Origin of the sequence: Azospirillum sp. BE72 (genome assembly GCF_031455875.1) — a bacterium.
Classification (GTDB): Bacteria; Pseudomonadota; Alphaproteobacteria; order Azospirillales; family Azospirillaceae; genus Azospirillum.
Genome location: NZ_JAVDTO010000001.1, coordinates 372,456 through 394,828 on the forward strand (window position 1 = coordinate 372,456; position 22,373 = coordinate 394,828).

Below are 22,373 nucleotides of genomic sequence, written 5' to 3' on the forward strand. Positions count from 1 at the left end.
GCCCAGGGCCGCGCCAAAAACGTGCCAAAGAGGTGACATGCCCCTTTGACGACGCTGCACGGATCCCTAGGTTAGGTCGCCTGACCCCAATCCTTTGCGACGGCTCTTCGGAACGGCGCCATCCCCGCCACGATGTCCCGAACAGTCCCCGAGACCTGAACAGACCGATGCGCCGCAGTCTTCCGCCAAGCCCCCCGGCCAGCTCCGATTCCAGCGCCTTCTCCCGTCCTTCCGGCGATCTGCGCGCGGCGATCCGCTCGCTGGCCCCCTACATCTGGCCGCAGGATTCCTTGGAAACGCGGGTGCGGGTGGTGCTGGCGATGCTCCTGCTGGTGGGGGCGAAGGTCGCCAACGTCTATGTGCCGATCTTCTACAAGCATGCGGTGGACGCCCTGACGCCGGCCGGCGGGGCGGGGGCGGGGGCGGCCGTCGCCATCCCCCTGGGACTGATCGTCGCATACGGCCTTGCCCGCGTGACCTCGCTGGTCTTCGCCGAGCTGCGCGACGCCGTCTTCGCCACGGTGGCGCAGCGCACCATCCGCAATGTGGCGCTGTCGGTGTTCCGGCACCTGCACGCGCTGTCGCTGCGCTTCCACCTGGAACGCCAGACCGGCGGCCTGACCCGCTCGCTGGAGCGCGGAACGCGGGCGATCGAATCGCTGCTGCGCTACACCCTGTTCTCCATCGTGCCGACGCTGGTGGAGATCGCCCTGGTCTGCGCCATCCTGTGGAAGCTGTTCAGCATCTGGTTCGCGCTGGCCACCTTCGTCACGGTGATGGGCTACATCCTCTACACGTTCTTCGTGTCGGAATGGCGGATCAAGTTCCGCCGCATGATGAACGACACCGACAACAAGGCCAACACCAAGGCGATCGATAGCCTGCTGAACTACGAGACGGTCAAGTATTTCGGCAACGAGGAACATGAGGCCCGCCGCTATGACGGCGCCCTGCAGAGCTATGAGGCGGCGGCGGTGCGCAGCCAGCAGAGCCTGTCGCTGCTGAATGTCGGCCAGTCGGCGATCATCTCGCTGGGGCTGGCGGTGGTGATGGGCATGGCCGCCAAGGGCATCGTCGACGGCAGCATGTCGCTGGGCGACTTCGTTCTGGTGAACACCTATCTGCTGCAGCTCTACCAGCCCCTGAACTTCTTCGGCGTCGTCTATCGCGAGATCAAGCAGTCGCTGATCGACATCGAATCGATGGTGACCCTGCTGGCGGTCGACCGCGAGGTGGCCGATGCACCCCATGCCAAGCCGCTGGAGGTCGACGGGGCGGAACTGCGCTTCGAGGCTGTGGAGTTCGGCTACGATCCGCGCCGGGCGATCCTGAAGGATGTCAGCTTCACCGTGCCGGCCGGCAAGACGGTCGCCATCGTCGGCCCGTCCGGGGCGGGCAAGTCCACCATCAGCCGGCTGCTGTTCCGCTTCTACGACGTCAACGGCGGCCGGGTGATGATCGACGGGCAGGATATCCGCGACGTCACCCAGGCCTCGCTGCGGGCGTCCATCGGCATCGTCCCGCAGGACACCGTGCTGTTCAACGACACCGTCTTCTACAACATCGCCTACGGCCGCCCCGGCGCCAGCCCGGCGGAGGTGGAGCGGGCGGCGAGGCTGGCCCACATCCACGACTTCATCATGGCGCTGCCCGACGGCTACCAGACCACGGTGGGCGAACGCGGGCTGAAGCTGTCCGGCGGCGAGAAGCAGCGAGTCGCCATCGCCCGCACCATCCTGAAGGATCCGGCGATCCTGCTGTTCGACGAGGCGACGAGCGCGCTGGATACCCACACCGAGCGGGAAATCCAGGCCAACCTGCGCGAGGTCAGCCGCGGCCGCACCACGCTGGTGATCGCCCACCGGCTGTCCACCGTGATCGACGCCGACGAGATCCTGGTGCTGGAGGCCGGCCGGGTGATCGAGCGTGGCCGCCACGCCGACCTGCTGGCCGCCCGCGGCGCCTATGCCGCCCTGTGGGCGCGGCAGCAGGAATCCAGCCAGGGTCCGACGCCGCTGCCCGGCGTGCTGGCACCGACCTGACCGGAACTGGGAAACGAGGAAACATGGGACCGGCAAGGCAGGCGCTGCGCGCCGCGACGCGGGAAAGCCACGACCGGCTGGATAAGGCGGCAGTGCTGCAGCCGCTGGTCCGGCCGGACATCACGGCCGACCGATATGCCCGCGCGCTGGCCGTGCTCTACGGCTTCAACGCGCCGGTCGAACGGGCGCTGGGGGAGGCTGGTTCGGCGCGGATGGCGCTGCTGCGCGAGGATCTGCGGGTTCTCGGCACCGAACCGGACGCCCTGCCGGAGATGGCCGGCCTGCCGCCGCTCGACAGTCCACCCGCCCGGCTGGCGGCGCGCTACGTCCTGGACGGCTCCGCCCATGGCGGGCGGGCGATGCTGCCGGGGATCACCCGGGCGCTGGGGTTCGACGCCCGTCGCGGCGCGCGCTTCCTGGCGTCCGACGGGCTCGACATGGTCGGCGCCTGGAAGGCGCTGATGGTCCGCCTGGAGGAGGATCTCGCCGATCCCCCGGCGCTGGCCGTCGCCTGCGCCACCGCCGCTGGGCTGTTCGCGGCACTGGAGCGGTGGACGGCGGAACACGCCTGAGCAGGGTCCAGGCGGGGAGCCGGGGACAGATGCCATCCCCCGCTCTAGCGCATGGCCCCATCCCTTGCTAGGGTGCCGGACCATCCGCATTCGGGTTTCTGGAGACCGCCTGCCCATGACCGCGCCAGCCTCGCGCATCTATTGCTCCGTCGACACCACCGAGATCGACGCCGCCCGCCGCATCGCCGGGCAGGTGGCCGGGGCCGTCGGCGGCATCAAGCTGGGGCTGGAGTTCTTCATCGCCCAGGGGCCGGCCGGCGTCCGCGCCGTGGTGGGGGAGGACGGGCCGCCGCTGTTCCTCGACTTGAAGCTGCACGACATCCCCAACACGGTGGCCGGCGGCGTGCGCGCGGCGCTGCCGCTGAAGCCCGCCTTCATGACCATCCACAGTGCCGGCGGGCCGGCGATGATGCGCGCGGCGGCGGAGACGGCGGCGACTGCCGGTGCGGATCGTCCCAAGATCCTGGCCGTCACCGTGCTGACCAGCCTGGACGAGGGCGACCTCGGCGCCGTCGGGCAGTCGGTGCCGGTGGCGGACCAGGTGGTGCGTCTGGCGAAGCTCGCCAAGGCGTCCGGGGTCGACGGCGTCGTCTGCTCCCCGGCCGAGGTGGCTCTGGTGCGCGCGGCCTGCGGTCCCGATTTCATCCTGATGGTGCCCGGCATCCGCCCGGCCTGGGCCGCCACCAACGACCAGAAGCGCATCATGACCCCGGCGGAGGCGCTGGCCGCCGGTGCCGACCATCTGGTCATCGGCCGGCCGATCACCGCCGATCCCGACCCGGCCGCCGCCGCCCGCCGCATCGTCGCCGAAATCCATGACAGTTTTGGGGGGGCCGCATGACCGTCGCCGCCAAGATTTGTGGCCTGACCGAGCCCGAGAGCCTGCGCGCCGCCGTGGCCGGCGGGGCGCGCTATGTCGGCTTCGTCTTCTATCCGCGCAGCCCGCGCGCCATCGCCCCACCGATGGCGGCGGAACTGGCGCGGCTGCTGCCGACCGGCGTGCGCTCCGTCGGGCTGTTCGTCGATCCCGACGACGAGTTCCTGGAGCATGTCACCGGGCAGGTCCCGCTCGACCTGATCCAGCTGCATGGCGCCGAGACGCCGCGCCGCATCGCCGAGATCAAGGCCCGCTATGCCCTGCCGGTGATGAAGGCGATCCGGGTCGGCGGGCCGGAAGACCTGACCGCGGCGCTGGAGGCGGCGGAGGTGGCCGACCGGCTGCTGTTCGACGCCAAGCCGCCGGCCAAGGTGTCTGCGCTGCCCGGCGGCAACGGCATCGCCTTCGACTGGACGATCCTGGCCGGCCGCAGCTGGCCGCGCCCCTGGATGCTGTCGGGCGGCCTGACGGCCGACAATGTGGCGGAGGCGGTGCGCGTCACCGGCGCCACCGAGGTCGACGTGTCGTCGGGCGTCGAGGACCGCCCCGGCCACAAGGATCCGGCGCTGGTCCGCGCCTTCCTGTCGACGGTCGCCGGGCTTTAGGGACGTTTTGCCCGAAAGCGATCTGTTTTAGACGAATGCTTCGGCTTATCTTGATCGCATGGCGGGACCTTGCGCCGTCGGGTAGGATGCGCCCATGAGCGATTCGACCACTCCGTCCACAACCGAGGCGCTCGGCGCCGTGCTCGACGAGCATCTGCGCTGGATCGGCCAGTGGCAGCGCGCCGTTTTCTACCGTGAGGGCCGCGGCGGGGAACGGTCGTCGGCCCCGGCCTCCTTCCAGGCCTGGTGTCAGGCCGCCAGCCGCGACGACCTGCTGCAGCAGCCGGCGGTGCAGAAGCTGGCGACCCTGCACGAGCAGATGCACCGGCAGGCCAAACTGATCCTGCTGAAGGTGTCCGGCGGCGAGTTGCCGACCGAGGCCGAGTTCGAGGGGGTGATCGGCCGCTTCGAGGAGTTCATGCTGCATCTGCGCCGGATGGAGCGCGCCTTCGCCGCCGCCGCCTCCGGCCTGGACCCGCTGACCGGCCTGCGCACGCGGCGCGGCATGGGCGAGGCGCTGGAGCGCGAGCACAACCGCTACCGCCGCACCGGCCAGCCCTTCTGCGTCGCGCTGTGCGACATCGACAAGTTCAAGGGCATCAACGACAGCTACGGCCACGACATCGGCGACCGGGTGCTGGCCGCAACCGCCGCCGTCATCAGCCGCGGCGTCCGCAGCTTCGACGAGGCCTTCCGCATGGGCGGCGAGGAGTTCCTGGTCTGTTTGAAGGAAACCGGGCTGGACGAGGGCTATGCGGTGATCGAGCGGCTGCGCGTCGATTTGATGCGCTCGCCGGTGATGCTGCCCGACGGCCGGGTGATCCCCGTCACCGCATCCTTCGGGCTGGTGGAGGCGGTGGCCGACCTGACCGTGGACGATCTGGTGGTCTGCGCCGACCGTGCGCTCTATCAGGCCAAGAATTCCGGCCGCAACCGCGTGATCCGCTACGGCATCGACCGGCCGGAACCGAAGCCCGTTCCGGTGAAGGCGGGGCGGGGGTAGGGGCAAGCAGAACCTGTCCGGTCAGCGCCCTTGGCCCCGACACCCCTGGCGCGCTAGGATCGGCCCAACCCAACCGTCAGCCTCGATCCGGATTCCATGCGCACTCAGCCCGAATTCCCCAACCTGTTCATCCTCGACCATCCGCTGATCCAGCACAAGCTGACCCATATGCGGAACAAGGAACGGTCGACCGGCGGGTTCCGCACCCTGCTGCGCGAGATCTCGCTGCTGATGGGCTATGAACTGACGCGCGACATCCCGCTGACCACCGAGCGGATCGAGACGCCGCTGCAGCCGATGGACGCGCCGGTGATCCTGGGCAAGAAGCTGGCCGTCGTGCCGGTGCTGCGCGCCGGGCTCGGCATGTCGGCCGGTCTGCTGGAGTTGGTGCCGTCGGCGCGCGAGGGACATATCGGCCTCTACCGCGACCATGAGACCAAGCAGCCGCACGAATATCTGGTGAAGCTGCCCCCGGCCGAAGGGCGGCTGTTCATCGTCGTCGATCCGATGCTGGCGACCGGCAACTCCGCCGCCCACGCCTGCGACGTGCTGAACCGCCATGGCGTGGACGACCACAACATCCGCTTCATGGCGCTGGTCGCGGCACCCGAAGGCGTGCGCCGCTTCCACGAGTCGCACCCGGACGTGAAGGTCTTCACCGCCGCTCTCGACAGCCATCTGGACGAGAACGCCTACATCGTCCCCGGTCTTGGCGATGCCGGCGACCGCATGTTCGGCACCAAGTAAGGATAACCCCGTCCGCATCCGCCGGGCTTGCCACCCAGGGTGGCAGGACCGGCGGTTGCGCGCGATGGGAGCATTTCGCGCAGGCTTCTCGCGTCCGGCGCCCTGTTGCGGCAGGAACCATGGCTTCCAGCCGGCATGGACCATCCTGCAACCCTTTCCAGTGACCGGTAGGCCAAGGCAGGCCCGCGCACGTATTCCCGGACTGCGTCCATGGTCATTGTGAAAGTACAGCCTTTATTTGCGCTGTCGGCCTCAAGTCATGGCGGCTTGCCGGCCTGACGGCGGGAAGCGGCCATGCGCCATCCACAGGGCATGGGACCATCCCACTTGTGCGAAGGTTCCATGCGACGGCGGCTTGATTTCGATCAATGCCAGGTGGCGTATCGGAAAGGATCATGCCATTCTCTCGATGCGCCGGACGAATGGCCTAGCCCATATGCCTTGAGCGGTGCAGCCGACCGTGTGGACGAACGCGAACGGAAACGCGCGATGGATTATGAAACTTTCTTCCGCAACCAGATTGCGACCCTGAAGCAGGACGGCCGCTATCGGGTGTTCGCCAACCTGGAACGCCATGCGGGCAACTTCCCGACGGCGACCTTCCGCGATTCCAACGGGCGCGAGCGTCCGGTCACGGTCTGGTGCTCCAACGACTATCTCGGTATGGGCCAGCACCCGAGCGTGCTGAAGGCGATGCATGACGCGCTGGACCAGGTCGGCGCCGGTGCCGGTGGCACGCGCAACATCTCCGGCACCAACATCTACCATGTGCTGCTGGAACGCGAACTGGCCGACCTGCACCACAAGGAAGCGGCGCTGCTCTTCACCTCGGGCTATGTGTCGAACGACGCGACGCTGACCACGCTGGGCAAGATCCTGCCCAATTGCGTGATCCTGTCGGACGCGCTGAACCACAACTCGATGATCACCGGCATCCGCAACTCGGGTGCCGAGAAGCACATCTTCCGCCACAACGACCCCAAGCACCTGGACGAACTGCTGTCCGGCATCGCTCCCGGCCGGCCCAAGGTGGTGGCGTTCGAAAGCGTCTATTCGATGGACGGCGACATCGCCCCCATCCACGACCTGTGCGACGTCGCCGACAAGCACGGTGCCATGACCTATCTGGACGAGGTGCACGCGGTCGGCATGTACGGCGCCCGCGGCGCCGGCGTGGCCGAGCGCGACGGGGCCATGGACCGGCTGACCATCGTCGAAGGCACGCTGGGCAAGGCGTTCGGCGTGCAGGGCGGCTACATCACCGGCTCCACCGCGCTGATCGACTGTGTCCGCAGCTTCGCCGCCGGCTTCATCTTCTCCACCTCGCTGTCGCCGGTGCTGGCGGCGGGCGCGCTGGCCTCCATCCGTCACCTGAAGAGCAGCGACACCGAGCGGACGAAGCATCAGGAGCGTGCGGCCACCCTGAAGCGGATGTTCGCCGACGCCGGCCTGCCGGTGATGCCGTCGGTCAGCCACATCGTTCCGCTGATGGTCGGCGATGCACACCGCTGCAAGCGCGCGTCGGACGAGCTGCTGGAGCGGCACGGCATCTATGTCCAGCCGATCAACTACCCCACCGTCCCGCGCGGGACGGAGCGGCTGCGCTTCACCCCGACCCCGCTGCACACCGATGCGCAGATGGGCATGCTGGTGGACGCGCTGCTGGACGTGTGGAGCCGGCTGGATCTGCGGCTCGCGGCCTGAGGCGAAAGCTCCTCCTCAAAGGCCCCTTTGGCGGCAGGGACATTTTGCCCTCTGGACATATGGATCGGCCATCCCTAACTTAGGGATAGTGTTGCGACCGGTTCGCAGTTTCTTCGCTGCGGGTCGGCCGTGACCGTGCCGTCCTTTTGTCTTTCCGGGGCATCGCCCAGGGGGTTCGCCATGTACCGTGACAACTCGCTGATGCCGAAGGAGGCAGTGCGCCTCGTCGTCCTGGGCACCCTGATCCAGGGCGGGCCGCTGCGCTACGCCGATCTGGCCGGCTCCGTGCGTCATTTCCTCGACCGCATCATGGGTCCGTCGCTGGATCTGATGGGCACCTCGCTGGAGATGCTGCGCTACGAGGGGCTGATCGAGGCGCTGGATGGCAGCGGCATGGAAGACAACGCCCTGCTGGGGCCGACCGAGACCGGCCGGGCGGAGTTCGAGACGCTGATGCGCGCCAATGTCCGCGCGCCGTCGGCCGATGGGCTGAACAAGCTGGTCATCGCGCTGAAGCTGCGCTTCCTGCACCTGCTGGACGTCGAGTCGCAGCGCGACCAGATTGACAATCTCGTGGCGCTCTGCGAGACCGAACTGGCCCGGCTGGGCGACCTGAAGCGGGCGGATGTCGGCAGCGACATCGGCCGCGACACCCACTTCGCCTCCTGGCTCGATCTGGACATCGCCCAGGCCCAAGACCGTCTGACCTGGTTCCAGGGGCTGCTGGCGCGGCTTTGACATCTTACACCACCCGGTAATTTCATTACGCGCGGCGCGCCCTTGCACATAGGGGCGCGCCGCGTCTGTTTTGGCGCACGGTTTTGGTGTACGTTCGGAGTACCTCTTTCCCCGCGCCGGAATCCGCTCCATGGCCTCGTACCTGTCGACCGACGACCTCGAAGACCGCTTGCGCATGGAGTTCGTGGACGACGCGCGCGATCGGCTGGAGCTGATGAACGCGACGCTGGCGGACCGCGTGAAGGGCCAGCGCAGCGACGCCGAAACCATCGGCGTCCTGCGGCTGGAGGCCCACAACTTCAAGGGCATGGGCACCAGCTTCGGCTATCCCACCGTCAGCCTCGTCGCCCACCGTCTGGAGGATTACCTCAGCGGCCTGAAGCGGCTGGACGAGAAGCAGCTGATCGACGCCCAGATCTTCATCGACCGCATCTCCGAACTGGTCGACCGCGCCGAACAGCCGCTGCTGGCCGAGACCAACCGGATCATCCGCGCGCTGCCGGTGCGCTACGAGTTCCAGGTCACCGACGTCGAGGTCCGCAACGTCGAGATCATGCTGGTCACCCCGTCCAAGGTCGTCGCCAAGAAGCTGGGGACGGAACTGGCGGCCTGCGGCTTCCGCACCATGACGGTGACCGACCCGATCGAGTCGATCAGCCTCGCCGTCCGCGTTCCCCCGGACATGGTCATCGCGTCGATGGTGATGGACGGCCTGTCCGGTCTCGACCTGATCCGCGGCCTGCGCGCCATGAGCGTGACCCACCATGTGCCGATGGCGCTGCTGACCTCGCTGAACCTCGACCACCCCTCGCTGAAGGAGATCCCGCACGGCGTCTCCGTCATCCGCGTCGGCGAGCATTTCGGCGACGATTTCGCCGCAGTGGTGGCCAAGCACAATCTCGGCTGATCGGGCGGCCATTCGGTCGCCCCTCATCTGAACGTCATCGTCATATAGCCGCGCTTGCGCCGGCGGGAATCCTCATGATAGGCGTCGGACCGGTCCAACAGGCTGGAGCAGCGCCCGAATGACGGAGGTTCTTCGCCGGTATGGCCCGGTCCTGACCGGGGTGATCCTGCTGGCGGTGGCGCTGTGGCTGGCGCTGCTGGTGGTGCTGCCGCAGCTGATGATGATCGGCTTCTCCTTCCGGCCGTCGCTGCCGCCGTCCAAGCTCGGCGGGCCGGAGGACGTGTTCACGGTCAAGAATTACCTGACCCTGTGGACCAACCAGATCCATCTGGCGATCTTCCTGAAGACGATCTGGGCCAGCGCCCTGGTCACCGCCACCACTCTGGCCGTCTGCTATCCGGTCGCCTTCTATCTGGCGCAGGTGGCGCCGAAGCGGCGACTGCCGCTGCTGATCCTGATGCTGGTGGTGCCCTTCTGGATCAACGAGCTGCTGCGCACCTTCTCCTGGTACATCATCCTGGCTTTCAACGGGCCGCTGAACGCGATCCTGCTGGGGCTCGGCATCATCGACGAGCCGCAGCGCTTCCTGGGCGGCGACGGCGGGGTGATCGTCGGCATGGTGTATGTCTACATCCTGTTCATGGTCTTCCCGCTCTACAACGCTATCGAATCGCTGGACCGCAATCAGATCGAGGCGGCGCGGGACCTGGGCGCCGGCTGGCTGCGCATCCACCGCCGCATCGTGCTGCCGCATGCCAAGCCGGGCATCGCCGTCGGCTGCATCATGACCTTCATGCTGGCGGCCGGCAGCTATGCCGTGCCAGCCCTGCTGGGCGGGCCGAACAGCCGCTGGTTCACCGAGATCATCTACAACTGGTTCTTCGAGGGCGGGAACTGGAACCAGGGGGCGGCCTACGCCTTCATCCTGCTGGTGCTGTGCATCGGCTTCATCCTGGGCGCGATGCGGCTGTTCCGCGTCGGGCTGGCCGATATTGCGAAATGAGCCGTCGCGACATGAGTCCGCAACCATGACCGCCGCCCGCCTCCGCCGCCTGCTGACCGGCGCCTATCTGGTGCTGTTCTTCGGCTATCTGTTCCTGCCGCTCGGCATCATGGCGGCGGCGACCTTCAACAGCAGCCGCTTTCCCACCGTGACGCCGTGGATGGGCTTCACGCTGAACTGGTTCCAGGCGCTGTGGGACGACCAGCGCATGTGGGCGGCGCTGGGCACCAGCCTGATGGTGGGGGCGGGGGTGATCGCGCTGGCCGTGCCGCTGGGACTGGCGGCGGCGCTGCTGCTCGACCGGCTGCACAGCCGGGCCAAGACCTTCCTCTATGCGCTGATGGTTTCGCCGCTGCTGACGCCGGGGGTGATCGTCGGCATCTCCACCCTGGTGTTCTGGCGGGAATGGTTCGGGGTCAGCGGCGGCCTGTTCCTGACCGTGGTCGCGCAATCGAGCTTTATTGCCGCCTATGCCATGCTGCTGTTCTCGGCAAGGCTGGAGCGGTTCGACCCGGTGCTGGAGGAGGCTGCGCTCGACCTCGGCGCCACGCATGGGCAGGTGTTCCGGCGCATCACGCTGCCGTACCTGATGCCGGCGATCCTGTCGGCGTCCCTGCTGGCCTTCCTGCAGAGCTTCGAGAACTACAACACCACGCTGTTCGTGCGCGGGCTGGACACCACCCTGACCGTCTACATCGCGACCAAGGTGCGCACCGGCCTGACCCCGGCGGTCAACGCGCTGTCGCTGGTGCTGATCGCGCTGACCATCCTGGGGGCCGTCGCCTACGAGATCCTGCGCCGGCGCGAGGCGCGCCGGCAGGCAGGGTCCGCAGCAGCCTTGGAGTCGGCCTGAGGCTCAGTCCTCTTCCGCCTCGTCGGCGTCCGCCTCGATCTGGGCGGCAAGGTCGCGCAGCATGTCGATCACGTCTTCGTGGCTGGTCTCGTCCACGGCGGCGTTAACCGCGGCCTCGATCATGGCGACGGCGATGTAGGGGCCGAGCGGGCCACCTTCCTTGATCGCCTCATCCAGATGCTTTTCGGCGATCGACAGCGCCTTTTCGAACAGCGCCTCGGCCGTCTGGTTGGTGGTGTCCTTGCTCATCGTCCGGTCCGTTGCGGAGGGTTGGTTCGACTCCAATAACACGCCCAATCGGCGATTGGCGCGGGAATTCGCGGGGGCCGCCGCAAATAGCGACCGTAAACGGGAGGCCGGGCTTGCGCCACCCCCCGACCATACGCCACAGTCCGGAAGCGGATTGACCTATACGGCAAGGGAACAGCATGACCGGCACGCCCGACCTGACCAGCCCCGACCTCTATCGCTTCTGGTGGGAGGAGCGCGTGCGCTTCAACGACCTCGACGCGGTGGGGCACGTCAACAACAACGCCATCGGCGTCTATTTTGAACAGGCGCGCATCGCCCTGCTGCACGGGGCCGGCGGATTCCGCGAGGACGACCCCTGGACCGTCGTGCTGGCCCGCAGCCTGATCGAATACAAGGCGGAGCTGCTCTACCCCAACACGGTGCGGATCGGCGCGCGGACCCTGCGGCTGGGAACCAGCTCCATCACGCTGGGCTGTGCCATCTTCCTGGGCGACCGCTGCATCGCCACCCAGGAGGCGGTGGCGGTGATCGTCGACAAGGCGGCCCATCGCCCGACCCCGATCCCGGAACCGTTGCGCGCCAAGCTGCTGGAGGCGTAAAGGGGGCGCTGTAGACCCGCATCCAACGGACCTTCGACATGACGCGCCCCGCAAAGCGCCCCTTCACCAAGGGACGCCCGCCCGCCCGCAAGCCCGCCCATGCTCCCGCCGAAACGCGGGAACTTGAGGTGACCATCACCGATGTCGGTGCGCGCGGTGACGGGATTGCTTTTGCCGAAGGCTTGCGTCTGTTCGTTCCCTACACGGTGACCGGCGACCGCGTGCGTGTACGTGCGGCCGATGGCGACGGCAAAGGGGAGGGCGTACGGGCGGACCTGCTTGAGGTTCTTGAATCCGGCCCCGATCGCCAAACGCCGCCCTGCCGCCATTTCGGCCGTTGCGGCGGCTGTACGCTTCAGCAGATGGACGATGCCGCCTACGCCGCCTGGAACAGCGGGATGGTGCGCGGGGCTCTGGAACGGGTCGGGCTGGGCGATGTCGCGCTGGAATCGCTGGCGCGTACGCCCGCCGGTGCCCGCCGCCGCGCCCGCTTCGCGGCGCTGAAGCGCGGCAAGCGGGTCTGGTTCGGCTTCAATGAGCGGCAGAGCCACCGGCTGGTCGACCTGGAGGAGTGCCCGGTCCTGGCGCCCCGCCTGTTCGCCTTGGTGGAGCCCTTGCGCGGTGTACTGGCGGAGATCCTGCCGGACGGCGGCGACGCCGACGTGGTGCTGACCGACCTGGAGGGTGGTGCTGACCTGCTGCTGGTCGGGCCGCGCAGCCTCGACCGTGCCGCGCGTGAGGCGCTGGTCGCTTTCGAGCCGGAGCGCATTGCCCGCATCGCGTGGCAACCCACCGACCGCGCGGCAGCGGAGCCGGTGGCGAACCGCCGCCCGGCCTTCATCCGTTTCGCAGGCGTTCCGATCCAGCCGCCACCCGGCGCCTTCCTCCAGGCCAGTGCCGAGGGCGAGGCTGCCCTGGTCGCCGCGGTGCGTGAGGGGGTGGGGCCGGCGGCCCGCATCGCCGACCTGTTCGCGGGCATCGGCACCTTTTCCATTCCGCTTGCGCAGCAAGCCTCGGTTCATGCGGTGGAGGGCGACGAGGCGGCGGTGACGGCGCTCGGCCGCGCGGTGCAGGGGCTGCGGCTGACGGTGGAGCGTCGCGACCTGTTCGAGAATCCGCTGAGCGCCAAGGACCTCAATCGTTACGATGCCGTGGTGTTCGATCCGCCGCGTGCCGGCGCGGCAGCCCAGGCGGCGGCGCTCGCCGGCAGCAAGGTGCCGCGGGTGGTGGGGGTTTCCTGCAATCCCGCCAGCTTCGCCCGGGACGCGCGGGTGCTGGTGGATGGCGGCTATCGTCTGGTGAAGGTCTGGCCGGTCGACCAGTTCCTGTGGTCGGCCCATGTCGAGGTGGTTGGCCTGTTCGAGAGGTGAGCGCCTGATGCCCCCTCCCTAACCCTCCCCCTCTTCGAGGGAGAGGGAACTCCGCCGTATTCGCACTTAACTCCCTCTCCCGCGATCGGACCGGCCTTCGGCCGGCCGAGAGCGGGGGAGGGTCAGGGTGGGGGCAATCCGAAGCCTGAACGCCTTCAATCCAACTGCAGCACGATCGCCTTGAGATAGGCCGACTCCGGGAGATGCGGGTGGACCGGGTGGTCGGCGCCGGCGCCGGCGCTACGCAGGATGCGGCCGGTGCGGCCCGCATCGTGCAGGCCGCGGGCGACCTGTTCGGCAAAAGTCGGCGGATCGACATTGTGGCTGCACGACCCGCAGAGCAGAAAGCCACCGGGCGCCGTGATCTTCGCGGCCAGACGCGCCATCTTGCGATAGGCGCGGCAACCGGCTCCCAGATCCTTCTTCGATTTCACGAAGGCCGGCGGGTCGGCCACCACCACCTGGAAGGTCTCGCCGGCGGCGCCCAGCCGCTCCATCTCCTGGAAGGCGTCGGCCTTGCGCGCCTCGAAGCGGTCGGCGACGCCGTTGGCCTCGGCGGCGCGGGTTGCGTTCTCCAGCGCCAGGGCGGAGCGGTCGACCGCAACCACATGGGTGGCGCCGGCCACCGCGCACTGGATGCCGAAGCCGCCATTGTAGCTGTAGAAGTCGATGGCCCGCCCGCCCTTGGCGAGCGAGGCGATGAAGGCGCGGTTGTCGCGCTGGTCATAGAACCAGCCGGTCTTCTGGCCATCCAGCGGGTTGGCGAAGAAGGTCACGCCGTTCTCTTCCAGACGGATCGGGCCGTCGAGTTCGCCCTTCGCCAGCCGGGTCTCTTCCGTCAGGCCCTCCAGCGCGCGCTGGCTGCCGTCGTTGCGCAGGATGACCGCGCGCGGCGCCATCACCTCGTCGATGGCGGCCAGGATGTCGTCGATCCGGTTGTCCATGAAGACCGAGTTGGCCTGCACCGTCACCACGTCGTCGAAACGGTCGACGATCAGTCCGGGCAGCCCATCGGCCTCGGCATGGACCACGCGGTAGAAGGGACGGGAGAACAGCCGCTCGCGCAACGCGACCGCGCGGCGCATCCGGTCTGTGATGAAGACGTGATCCACCACGGTCGCCGGATCGCTCGACAGCAACCGCGCGGCGATCAGCGTGTGCGGATTGAAGGTGTAGATGCCCAACGGCGTCCCGCCGGGGTCCAGAAGCCGCACCGGACTGCCGGGCGGGACCGCCTTGGCGATGGTGTCCATCTGGACTTCGTTGGAATAGACCCAGGGATGCCCCTGCATGACGCGCCGCTGGCGGCCGGCCTGCAGGTGGATCGGCGGGTACTTCTTGACGGGTTTGGTGCCGGTGTCGCTCATGGGGCCGCATCCTAACGGCAAATCGCCGCCGCGCAACGGATCCCTGGCAACGGATCCCTGAAAGTGTTGGAGACCGGGCGGCTACTCCACCCCGCGCAGGCCATCCGCGACGGCAGGGGCATTGTCGTTGACCACGGCCAGATCCTTGCAGAAGCGGATCGTCTCCTGCCGGTGCCCTTCGGTGCGGAAACAATCGGGGATCGGGCTGCGCCGGGCATCCAGCGGGATGGTGCGTTCCGGCAGGGTGGTGTGGATGGCGGCGCAGCCGAGCCGTCGGGCCAGCGCCTCCATCGCCCGCAGCAGGGTCTCGGCGATGCCGGCCACGTCGAACAGGTCCAGCACCACGAAGTTGTCGACGCTCAGCACCCGGCCGTGGCGCAGGTGCGGCTCCACCGCGTAGGAAAACAGGCCGTGCATATAGCCCTGGGCGTTCTGCACGGTGATGATGCCGGCATCGGCGGGCAGGCCGGAGCGTCCGGCGCCACTACCCTTGGATGCGGTACCCAACACCGCTGCGGCAAATGCGCGCCATTGGTCGACCCCCAGTCCCGGCGAGATTGCGCAGACCAGCGGGTAGGCCTGGTCGATCTGGCGTCGACCAAGGGGTTTCGCGATGAAACTGTCGTCCATTTCAGTCCGGCCGATTGCAAGGACACTGAACGATGGCAGGGCGGGCCCGCCAGGGTCGTTGACGTAGATCAATGTTGTACAAGCCCCCCCTACACATAGTGGGGCCCATTGGAGACAGGCGCGCCCGGCGTCCCTCTTGGCATTCCCGAGTGCAACCTGTCCCGCTCCTTAACAGTACGTACCCAGTGGTGGTGCAACCCAGACGGTGCGGCCTCACGGCCGCCCGGGGCAAACGGGAGAGATTGTATGACATCAGCGACTCTGACTTCAGGGGCCACCCTGGGCAGCCAGCGGGTGTCGGAAGACGTGCGTTACCATGAGGACGCCATCCGACTCTTCGTGATCGCTGCAGTGTTCTGGGGCGTGGTCGGTTTCCTGGCCGGCACCTTCATCGCTCTGCAGCTGGCCTTCCCGGCGCTGAATCTCGGGCTGGAGTGGACGAGTTTCGGGCGCCTGCGCCCCGTCCACACCTCGGCCGTGATTTTCGCGTTCGGCGGCAATGTGCTGTTCGCCACCTCGCTCTATTCGGTTCAACGGACTTGCCGTCAGCATCTCTTCGGGGGCGAAGGGCTGGCGAAGTTCGTTTTCTGGAACTACAACGTCTTCATCGTGCTCGCGGCGCTGAGCTACGTCCTGGGCTACACCCAGGGCAAGGAATACGCCGAGCCCGAGTGGATCCTCGACCTGTACCTGACGGTCGTCTGGGTGCTCTATGCGGTCCAGTTCATCGGCACCGTGATGACGCGGCGCGAGTCGCACATCTATGTGGCGAACTGGTTCTTCATGGCGTTCATCCTGACCGTCGCCATCCTGCACATCGGCAACAACGTCAACATCCCGGTGTCGCTGTTCGGCATGAAGTCCTACAGCTTCGTGTCGGGCGTGCAGAGCGCGATGGTGCAGTGGTGGTACGGCCACAACGCGGTCGGCTTCTTCCTGACCGCCGGCTTCCTGGGCATCATGTACTACTTCGTGCCCAAGCGCGCCGAGCGGCCGGTCTATTCCTACCGCCTGTCGATCGTTCACTTCTGGACCCTGATCTTCCTCTACATCTGGGCCGGCCCGCACCACCTGCACTACACCTCCCTGCCGGACTGGGCGCAGACGCTGGGCATGACCTTCTCGGTCATGCTGTGGATGCCGTCCTGGGGCGGCATGATCAACGGCATCATGACCCTGTCGGGCGCCTGGGATAAGCTGCGCACCGACCCGGTCCTGCGTTTCCTGGTCACCTCGGTCGCCTTCTACGGCATGTCGACCTTCGAAGGCCCGCTGATGTCGGTGAAGCCGGTCAACGCCCTGTCGCACTACACCGACTGGACCGTCGGCCACGTGCACTCCGGCGCTCTCGGCTGGGTCGCCTTCGTCTCCTTCGGCGCGATCTACTATCTCGTGCCGGTGCTGTGGAAGCGCTCGCAGCTCTACAGCATGCGTCTGGTCAGCTACCACTTCTGGACCGCCACCATCGGCATCGTGCTCTACATCACCGCCATGTGGGTGTCGGGCATCATGCAGGGCCTGATGTGGCGCGCCTACGACAACCTGGGCTTCCTGCAGTACTCCTTCGTGGAGACCGTCGCGGCGATGCACCCGTTCTACGTGATCCGCGCGATGGGCGGCGTCCTGTTCGTCATCGGCGCTCTCATCATGGTCTACAACCTGTGGCGCACGGCGAAGGGCGATGTCCGCATCGAGAAGCCCTATGTCACCACCCCGCACAAGGCGGCGGTCGGCGCGGCCTGACGCTAGGGAAGGATGCGAGAAATGGCTCAGGAAAAAAAGGGATTCAGCCACGATCTGATCGAGCGGAACACGCTTCTTCTGATCGTGCTCGTGCTGATCACCGTGTCGATCGGCGGTCTGGTCCAGATCGTTCCGCTCTTCACCATCGAATCGACCATCGAGAAGGTGGAGGGGGTCCGTCCCTACTCCCCGCTCGAACTGGCCGGGCAGAACATCTACTACCGTGAAGGCTGCTACAACTGCCACAGCCAGCAGATCCGTCCGTTCCGTGACGAGGTAGAGCGTTACGGCCACTACTCGCTGGCTGCGGAGTCGATGTACGACCATCCGTTCCAGTGGGGCTCCAAGCGCACGGGTCCGGACCTGGCCCGCGTCGGCGGCAAGTACTCCAACGACTGGCAGGTCGCCCATCTGGTGGACCCGCGCGCGGTCGTGCCGGAGTCCATCATGCCGGGCTATGCCTGGATGAAGGACCGTCCGCTGAGCTACGGCGACATCGCCGACCACCTGAAGGCGCTGAAGATCGTCGGCGTTCCCTACACCGACGAGCAGATCGCCAACGCCAAGGCCGACCTGGAAGCGCAGAAGAACCCGGACGGCGACACCGCCGGCCTGGCCAAGCGCTATCCGAAGGCCGTGGTCGCGAACTTCACCGGCAACAAGACCGTCACCGAAATGGACGCTCTCGTCGCCTACCTGCAGGTGCTGGGCACCATGGTGGACTTCACCAAGTACCAGTCGCCAAAGCAGCTGCAGCAGTAATCGGGGGAGGAATCCATGGACTTGGATTCGATCACGGTGATGCTTCGGTCCTTCTGGACGGTGTGGTTGATGCTGCTGCTGACGGGCATCCTGGTTTACGCCATGTGGCCCGGCAACCGCCGCACCTTCGACGACGCCGCCCAGATCCCGCTCAAGGATGATGGTCAGGAGCTTTAGACCATGGCACAGAATTACAAGGACGAGCTGTCCGGCGTCGAGACCACCGGCCACGAGTGGGATGGACTGCGCGAACTGAACAACCCGCTGCCCAAGTGGTGGCTGTACCTCTTCTACGTCTGCATCGCCTGGTCGCTGGTGTACTACGTGTTCTACCCGGCCTGGCCGCTGGGCAAGACCTACACGAAGGGCATCCTCGGCTATTCGCAGCGTGAAGAACTCGACACCAGGATGGCGGAGGCGAAGGCCGGCCAGGCCAAGTTCCTGACCGCCATCGCCGCCAAGTCGGTCGACGAAATCCAGAAGGACAAGGACCTGCTGGGCTTCGCCATGGCCGGCGGCCGGTCCTACTTCAACGAGAACTGCGCCGCCTGCCACGGCGCCGGCGGCCAGGGTGCCAAGGGCTTCCCGACGCTGGCCGACGACGTTTGGCTGTGGGGTGGTTCCTCGGCCGACATCTACAAGACCATCCAGCACGGCATCCGTTCGGATGACGGCGACACCCGTGGCGTGCCGAACGTCGGCATGACCGCCTTCGGCAAGGACGGCATCCTCAACCGCGACCAGATCGATCAGGTCACGGACTATGTGCTGTCGCTGAACGGCAAGACCGCCGACGCGGGCAAGGTCGCCAAGGGCAAGACCGTCTATGACGAGAACTGCGCCGCCTGCCATGGCGACGCGGGTCAGGGTTCGGTCGCCGCCGGTCTCGACGGCATCGGCGCTCCTCCGCTGAAACAGGCCAACTGGCTCTATGGCAGCGACAAGGCCACGCTGATGGACACGGTGACCAACGGCCGTGCCGGCATGATGCCGGCCTGGTCGAAGCGTCTGGACGACGCGACGATCAAGTCGCTGGCGGTCTACGTCCACAACCTGGGCGGCGGCAAGTAAGGCGATCCCGATCCGGGGACAAGTTCGGAACCGACCGGGAGGGCGTCGGGGAGTTCGCTCCCCGGCGCCCTTTTCCTATGGAAAACGGCCTGCCGGCTGGCGGTTCCGTGAACTTCCTGTCATTTGATCCAGCGCAATGTACCTGCGGCAATCGGTCGCCATAGTGCCCCGACCGGCCAGCAGGATTTGCCGACCAGAAGCCGCCGACCAGTCGAAGGGCAGCCAGCGACCATGACCATCAGCACGACCACCGGAAACCGCCCCACCGCTCCGAAGCGTGTCAAGCCGCCGCGCCAGAAGGGATGGTACATCCCCTGGATCTTCGTCGGCCTCTTCATGATCGTCCTGACGGTGAACGCGATCATGGTCCATTTCGCCATGTCGAGCTGGACCGGGGTGCAGACCGAGAACCACTTCATCAAGGGTATCAGCTACAACAAGGATCTCGCCGGTGCCCGCGCCCAGGCCGAACGCGGCTGGCAGGTGCAGGCGGAATTCACCAGCACCGAGCCTCGCAAGGCCCTGGTCGCCATCACCGCCCGCGACAAGGAAGGCCGCGTCCTGAAGGATGCCGGCGTCACCGTGTCGATGATCCGTCCGACCACCGTCGGCCACGACAAGACGCTGACCCTGCCGTATCTGGGCGAAGGCCGTTACGGCGCTCCGGTGGAACTGGACCTGGAAGGCCAGTGGGACATGCGCTTCGTCATCACCCACTCCACCGGTGACTATCAGGACCAGAAGCGCGTCTGGGTGCAGTGAGCTTTGAAGGGGCCAATCGGCAGCGACTGCCGGGCCGGGATCATCGGGGTGATGTGAGATGAGCGTCTGCCTCCATTGCGGACAAGAGTTGGGCGAGCAAGCCGCTGCTTCAAACTCCAACTCCGCCACGACGGCCACCGACGGGGCCGGCCCCTTCTGCTGCACCGGCTGCGCCGCCGCCTACGATCTCGTCCGTGGCCTGGGGCTGGAGCGCTATTACGAGCGCCGCAGCGTCGATCCCACCGCGCGCCCGCTGCGCCCGGACGACGCCCCGACGGTGGATTACGAGCCGCACGCGCGCGAGGAGTCCGATGGCAGCCGCAGCCTGCACCTGATGGTCGACGGCATGCAGTGCGCCGCCTGCGTCTGGCTGATCGAATCGGCGCTCAGCCGCCAGCCGGGCGTCGGCCACGCCCGCATGAACATGACCACGCGCCGGCTGACGGTGCGCTGGGACCCCAAGGTCACCGATGCCAACACGGTGGTCGGCACCGTCGCGCAGCTGGGCTATCGCGCCGTGCCCTTCGATCCGGACCGGCTGGGCGGTGCCCAGGCGAGGAGCGAGAAGGAGCTTCTGCGCGCCATGGCGGTTGCGGGCTTCGCCATGGGCAACGTCATGCTGCTGTCGGTGTCGGTCTGGGCCGGCCACAGCCAGGGCATGGGCAGCGCCACCCGCGACCTGATGCACTGGATTTCTGCGCTGATCTGCATGCCGGCCATCGCCTATGCGCTGCGTCCCTTCGCGCGCTCGGCTCTGTCGGCCCTGCGCCATGGCCGCACCAACATGGACGTGCCGATCACGATCGGCGTCCTGCTCGCCACCGGCATGAGCCTGTTCGAGACGATCCACAGCGGCGAGCACGCCTATTTCGACGGCGCGGTGATGCTGCTGTTCTTCCTGCTGATCGGCCGCTATCTCGACCAGCGGGCGCGCGGCCGGGCACGCTCGGCGGCGGAACAGCTGCTGGGCCTGCGCGCCAACGCCGTCACCATCCTGCGCGAGGACGGCACCAGCGCCGTCGTTCCGCCGGAACAGGTTACCAGCGGTACCACCATCCTGGTCGCGGCGGGCGAACGCATCCCGGTGGACGGGCGGGTGTCCGACGGCATCTCCGACCTCGACACCGGCCTGATCACCGGCGAGACGGTGCCGGGCACCGCAAGACCGGGCGACCAGGTCTTCGCCGGAACGCTGAACCTGACCGCGCCGCTGCGCCTGACCGTCACCGCGGTGGGGGAGGGCACGCTGCTCGCCGAGATCGTCCGGCTGATGGAGGTGGCGGAACAGGGCCGCGCCAAATATGTCGCCATCGCCGACCGGGTGTCGCGGCTCTATGCCCCGGTGGTGCATCTGGCCGCCTTGAGCACCTTCGCCGCCTGGATGCTGCTGGGCGGGGCGATGTGGCAGGACGCGCTGATGAACGCCATCGCCGTGCTGATCATCACCTGCCCCTGCGCGCTGGCGCTGGCGGTGCCGGTGGTGCAGGTGATCGCCAGCGGCCGGCTGATGCGCCAGGGCACCCTGTTGAAGAGCCCGACCGCGCTGGAACGACTCGCCGCCATCGACACGGTGGTGTTCGACAAGACCGGCACCCTGACCGAAGGGCGCCCGGTGCCGCAGCTGGACGGGCTGGCGGCGGAGGATCTGGCGCTGGCGGCCTCGCTCGCCGCGGCAAGCCGCCATCCGCTGGCCCGCGCGCTCGCAGCCGCCGCGCCGCAGGTGCCGGTGGCCGCAGGCGTGCGCGAGATCGCCGGTGCCGGCCTGTTGCTGCAGACCCCTGATGGGGAGGTCCGGCTGGGCAGCCGCCGTTTCACCGGCGCGCCGCTGGAGGCGGAGGACGCCGCCGGTCCGGAGCTGTGGCTCGCCCGTCCGGGCGAGGAGCCGCGGCGGATCGTGTTCCTCGACGCTCCGCGGCCGGATGCCGCCGCCGTGGTGGCGGCGCTGAAGGCCCGCGGGCTGGAGATGCGGCTGCTGTCGGGCGACCGCAAGGGGGCGGTGGCGGCGGTGGCGGAACGGCTGGGCATCGCCGACTGGCGCGCCGAGCAGACCCCTGCCGACAAGACCGCCGTGCTGGCCGAACTGGCCGCCGAGGGACGCACGGTTCTGATGGTGGGCGATGGGCTGAACGATGCCCCGGCGCTGGCCGCGGCGGCGGTGTCGATGTCGCCCTCCACCGCGGTGGACGTCAGCCAGACCGCGGCGGACGTGGTGTTCCAAGGCCGGCTGCTGCGCCCGATCGTCGAGACGGTGGAGGTCGCCCGCCGGTCCGGCCGTCTGGTCCGGCAGAATTTCGGCATCGCGCTGGTGTATAACCTCTGCGCCGTGCCGCTCGCGATGGGCGGCATGCTGACGCCGCTGCTGGCGGCGCTCGCCATGTCGTCGTCGTCGCTGATCGTCATTCTCAACGCGCTGCGGCTGGCCCGCGGTGCCGTCGTCAAGGATGTTCCCGTCCAGGATATGGCTGTGCGGGATCTGCCGGGTAAGGATTCGGGTGATGGACGAGCTTCTCTATCTGATCGCGATCGCGCTCAGCCTGGGCGGTCTGGGGCTGGCGGCCTTTCTGTGGGCGCTGAAGTCCGGCCAGTTTGACGATCTCGACGGCGCGGCGCACCGCGTCCTGTTCGACGACGACCTGCCGGCGGCCCCCCGGTCCGGGACCGAGCCGGCCGCCCCGGAGGCTGTCCGCAGGCAATAGTGCCAAAGCCCGTATGGGCAAAGAAAAGGTTGTATGCGTGCGAGGTTGCGATTCTCAGCGATTGCCACCA

The 22,373-nt window shown here is 67.6% G+C and carries 23 protein-coding genes; 20 read left to right on the forward strand and 3 right to left on the reverse strand.

Annotation, left to right across the window (positions count from 1 at the left end):
• The first annotated feature begins 167 nt into the window (after positions 1 to 167).
• From J2Y49_RS01830 to J2Y49_RS01880, 11 genes are all read left to right on the forward strand, one after another.
• Positions 168 to 2,042 carry an ABC transporter ATP-binding protein/permease gene (locus tag J2Y49_RS01830; protein WP_310111518.1) on the forward strand — a complete coding sequence of 625 codons (1,875 nt, stop codon included), beginning with the start codon at positions 168 to 170 and terminating at the stop codon, positions 2,040 to 2,042.
• A gap of 23 nt (positions 2,043 to 2,065) precedes the next feature.
• Positions 2,066 to 2,614 (forward strand): biliverdin-producing heme oxygenase, encoded by a 549-nt coding sequence (locus tag J2Y49_RS01835; RefSeq protein ID WP_310111521.1) that lies wholly within the window; start codon positions 2,066 to 2,068, stop codon positions 2,612 to 2,614.
• 115 nt (positions 2,615 to 2,729) lie between these two features.
• The gene (pyrF, locus tag J2Y49_RS01840) at positions 2,730 to 3,455 is read left to right on the forward strand and encodes an orotidine-5'-phosphate decarboxylase (protein ID WP_310111522.1); all 726 of its coding nucleotides are present in this window, start codon (positions 2,730 to 2,732) and stop codon (positions 3,453 to 3,455) included.
• Positions 3,452 to 4,096: a phosphoribosylanthranilate isomerase gene (locus J2Y49_RS01845; RefSeq protein WP_310111524.1), complete on the forward strand. Its 645-nt coding sequence runs from the start codon at positions 3,452 to 3,454 to the stop codon at positions 4,094 to 4,096. Before pyrF ends, J2Y49_RS01845 begins: the two co-directional genes overlap by 4 nt.
• A gap of 94 nt (positions 4,097 to 4,190) precedes the next feature.
• Positions 4,191 to 5,099, forward strand: coding sequence for a diguanylate cyclase (locus J2Y49_RS01850; RefSeq protein WP_310111526.1), 909 nt, complete (start codon positions 4,191 to 4,193; stop codon positions 5,097 to 5,099).
• 96 nt (positions 5,100 to 5,195) lie between these two features.
• A complete protein-coding gene (gene upp / locus J2Y49_RS01855) occupies positions 5,196 to 5,846 on the forward strand; it encodes a uracil phosphoribosyltransferase (RefSeq protein WP_310111528.1) in 651 nt (216 codons plus the stop codon).
• A gap of 489 nt (positions 5,847 to 6,335) precedes the next feature.
• A complete protein-coding gene (hemA, locus tag J2Y49_RS01860) occupies positions 6,336 to 7,550 on the forward strand; it encodes a 5-aminolevulinate synthase (protein WP_310111531.1) in 1,215 nt (404 codons plus the stop codon).
• 180 nt (positions 7,551 to 7,730) lie between these two features.
• Positions 7,731 to 8,288 carry a hypothetical protein gene (locus J2Y49_RS01865; protein ID WP_310111533.1) on the forward strand — a complete coding sequence of 186 codons (558 nt, stop codon included), beginning with the start codon at positions 7,731 to 7,733 and terminating at the stop codon, positions 8,286 to 8,288.
• A gap of 130 nt (positions 8,289 to 8,418) precedes the next feature.
• Positions 8,419 to 9,195, forward strand: coding sequence for an Hpt domain-containing protein (locus J2Y49_RS01870; protein WP_310111536.1), 777 nt, complete (start codon positions 8,419 to 8,421; stop codon positions 9,193 to 9,195).
• Positions 9,196 to 9,313: 118 nt separating this feature from the next.
• Complete coding sequence (locus tag J2Y49_RS01875) at positions 9,314 to 10,198, forward strand: ABC transporter permease (RefSeq protein ID WP_310111537.1); 885 nt, start codon at positions 9,314 to 9,316, stop codon at positions 10,196 to 10,198.
• Positions 10,199 to 10,223: 25 nt separating this feature from the next.
• On the forward strand, positions 10,224 to 11,051 hold the full coding sequence (locus tag J2Y49_RS01880) for an ABC transporter permease (protein ID WP_310111539.1): 828 nt from the start codon (positions 10,224 to 10,226) through the stop codon (positions 11,049 to 11,051).
• Between the two features lie 3 nt (positions 11,052 to 11,054).
• Here the strand turns inward: J2Y49_RS01880 and J2Y49_RS01885 are convergent, their stop codons facing one another.
• On the reverse strand, positions 11,055 to 11,300 hold the full coding sequence (locus tag J2Y49_RS01885) for a hypothetical protein (protein ID WP_014248877.1): 246 nt from the start codon (positions 11,298 to 11,300) through the stop codon (positions 11,055 to 11,057).
• 179 nt (positions 11,301 to 11,479) lie between these two features.
• Between J2Y49_RS01885 and J2Y49_RS01890 the strand changes: the two genes are divergently transcribed.
• Both J2Y49_RS01890 and J2Y49_RS01895 read left to right on the forward strand, forming a co-directional pair.
• Positions 11,480 to 11,902 (forward strand): thioesterase family protein, encoded by a 423-nt coding sequence (locus J2Y49_RS01890; protein WP_310111557.1) that lies wholly within the window; start codon positions 11,480 to 11,482, stop codon positions 11,900 to 11,902.
• Between the two features lie 38 nt (positions 11,903 to 11,940).
• Positions 11,941 to 13,272 (forward strand): class I SAM-dependent RNA methyltransferase, encoded by a 1,332-nt coding sequence (locus tag J2Y49_RS01895; protein WP_310111560.1) that lies wholly within the window; start codon positions 11,941 to 11,943, stop codon positions 13,270 to 13,272.
• Positions 13,273 to 13,427: 155 nt separating this feature from the next.
• Here the strand turns inward: J2Y49_RS01895 and J2Y49_RS01900 are convergent, their stop codons facing one another.
• Positions 13,428 to 14,639: a class I SAM-dependent rRNA methyltransferase gene (locus J2Y49_RS01900; RefSeq protein WP_310111562.1), complete on the reverse strand. Its 1,212-nt coding sequence runs from the start codon at positions 14,637 to 14,639 to the stop codon at positions 13,428 to 13,430.
• A gap of 81 nt (positions 14,640 to 14,720) precedes the next feature.
• Positions 14,721 to 15,269, reverse strand: coding sequence for a hypothetical protein (locus J2Y49_RS01905; RefSeq protein ID WP_310111566.1), 549 nt, complete (start codon positions 15,267 to 15,269; stop codon positions 14,721 to 14,723).
• A gap of 246 nt (positions 15,270 to 15,515) precedes the next feature.
• Here J2Y49_RS01905 and ccoN point away from each other — a divergent pair, with 246 nt between their 5' ends.
• The 7 genes from ccoN to ccoS all read left to right on the forward strand — a co-directional run bounded on the left by ccoN (position 15,516) and on the right by ccoS (position 22,303).
• Positions 15,516 to 17,012, forward strand: coding sequence for a cytochrome-c oxidase, cbb3-type subunit I (gene ccoN, locus J2Y49_RS01910; RefSeq protein WP_149223981.1), 1,497 nt, complete (start codon positions 15,516 to 15,518; stop codon positions 17,010 to 17,012).
• A gap of 21 nt (positions 17,013 to 17,033) precedes the next feature.
• Positions 17,034 to 17,774: a cytochrome-c oxidase, cbb3-type subunit II gene (ccoO, locus tag J2Y49_RS01915; protein WP_014248871.1), complete on the forward strand. Its 741-nt coding sequence runs from the start codon at positions 17,034 to 17,036 to the stop codon at positions 17,772 to 17,774.
• A gap of 15 nt (positions 17,775 to 17,789) precedes the next feature.
• Positions 17,790 to 17,951, forward strand: coding sequence for a cbb3-type cytochrome c oxidase subunit 3 (locus J2Y49_RS01920; RefSeq protein WP_012972963.1), 162 nt, complete (start codon positions 17,790 to 17,792; stop codon positions 17,949 to 17,951).
• Positions 17,952 to 17,954: 3 nt separating this feature from the next.
• Positions 17,955 to 18,845, forward strand: a complete 891-nt coding sequence (ccoP, locus tag J2Y49_RS01925; RefSeq protein ID WP_310111586.1) for a cytochrome-c oxidase, cbb3-type subunit III — start codon at positions 17,955 to 17,957, stop codon at positions 18,843 to 18,845.
• A 231-nt stretch (positions 18,846 to 19,076) separates the two neighbouring features.
• Positions 19,077 to 19,607, forward strand: coding sequence for a FixH family protein (locus J2Y49_RS01930; RefSeq protein ID WP_149223984.1), 531 nt, complete (start codon positions 19,077 to 19,079; stop codon positions 19,605 to 19,607).
• A gap of 58 nt (positions 19,608 to 19,665) precedes the next feature.
• A complete protein-coding gene (locus tag J2Y49_RS01935) occupies positions 19,666 to 22,197 on the forward strand; it encodes a heavy metal translocating P-type ATPase metal-binding domain-containing protein (RefSeq protein ID WP_310111589.1) in 2,532 nt (843 codons plus the stop codon).
• A complete protein-coding gene (gene ccoS / locus J2Y49_RS01940) occupies positions 22,103 to 22,303 on the forward strand; it encodes a cbb3-type cytochrome oxidase assembly protein CcoS (RefSeq protein WP_310111591.1) in 201 nt (66 codons plus the stop codon). Before J2Y49_RS01935 ends, ccoS begins: the two co-directional genes overlap by 95 nt.
• Positions 22,304 to 22,373: the final 70 nt, after the last annotated feature.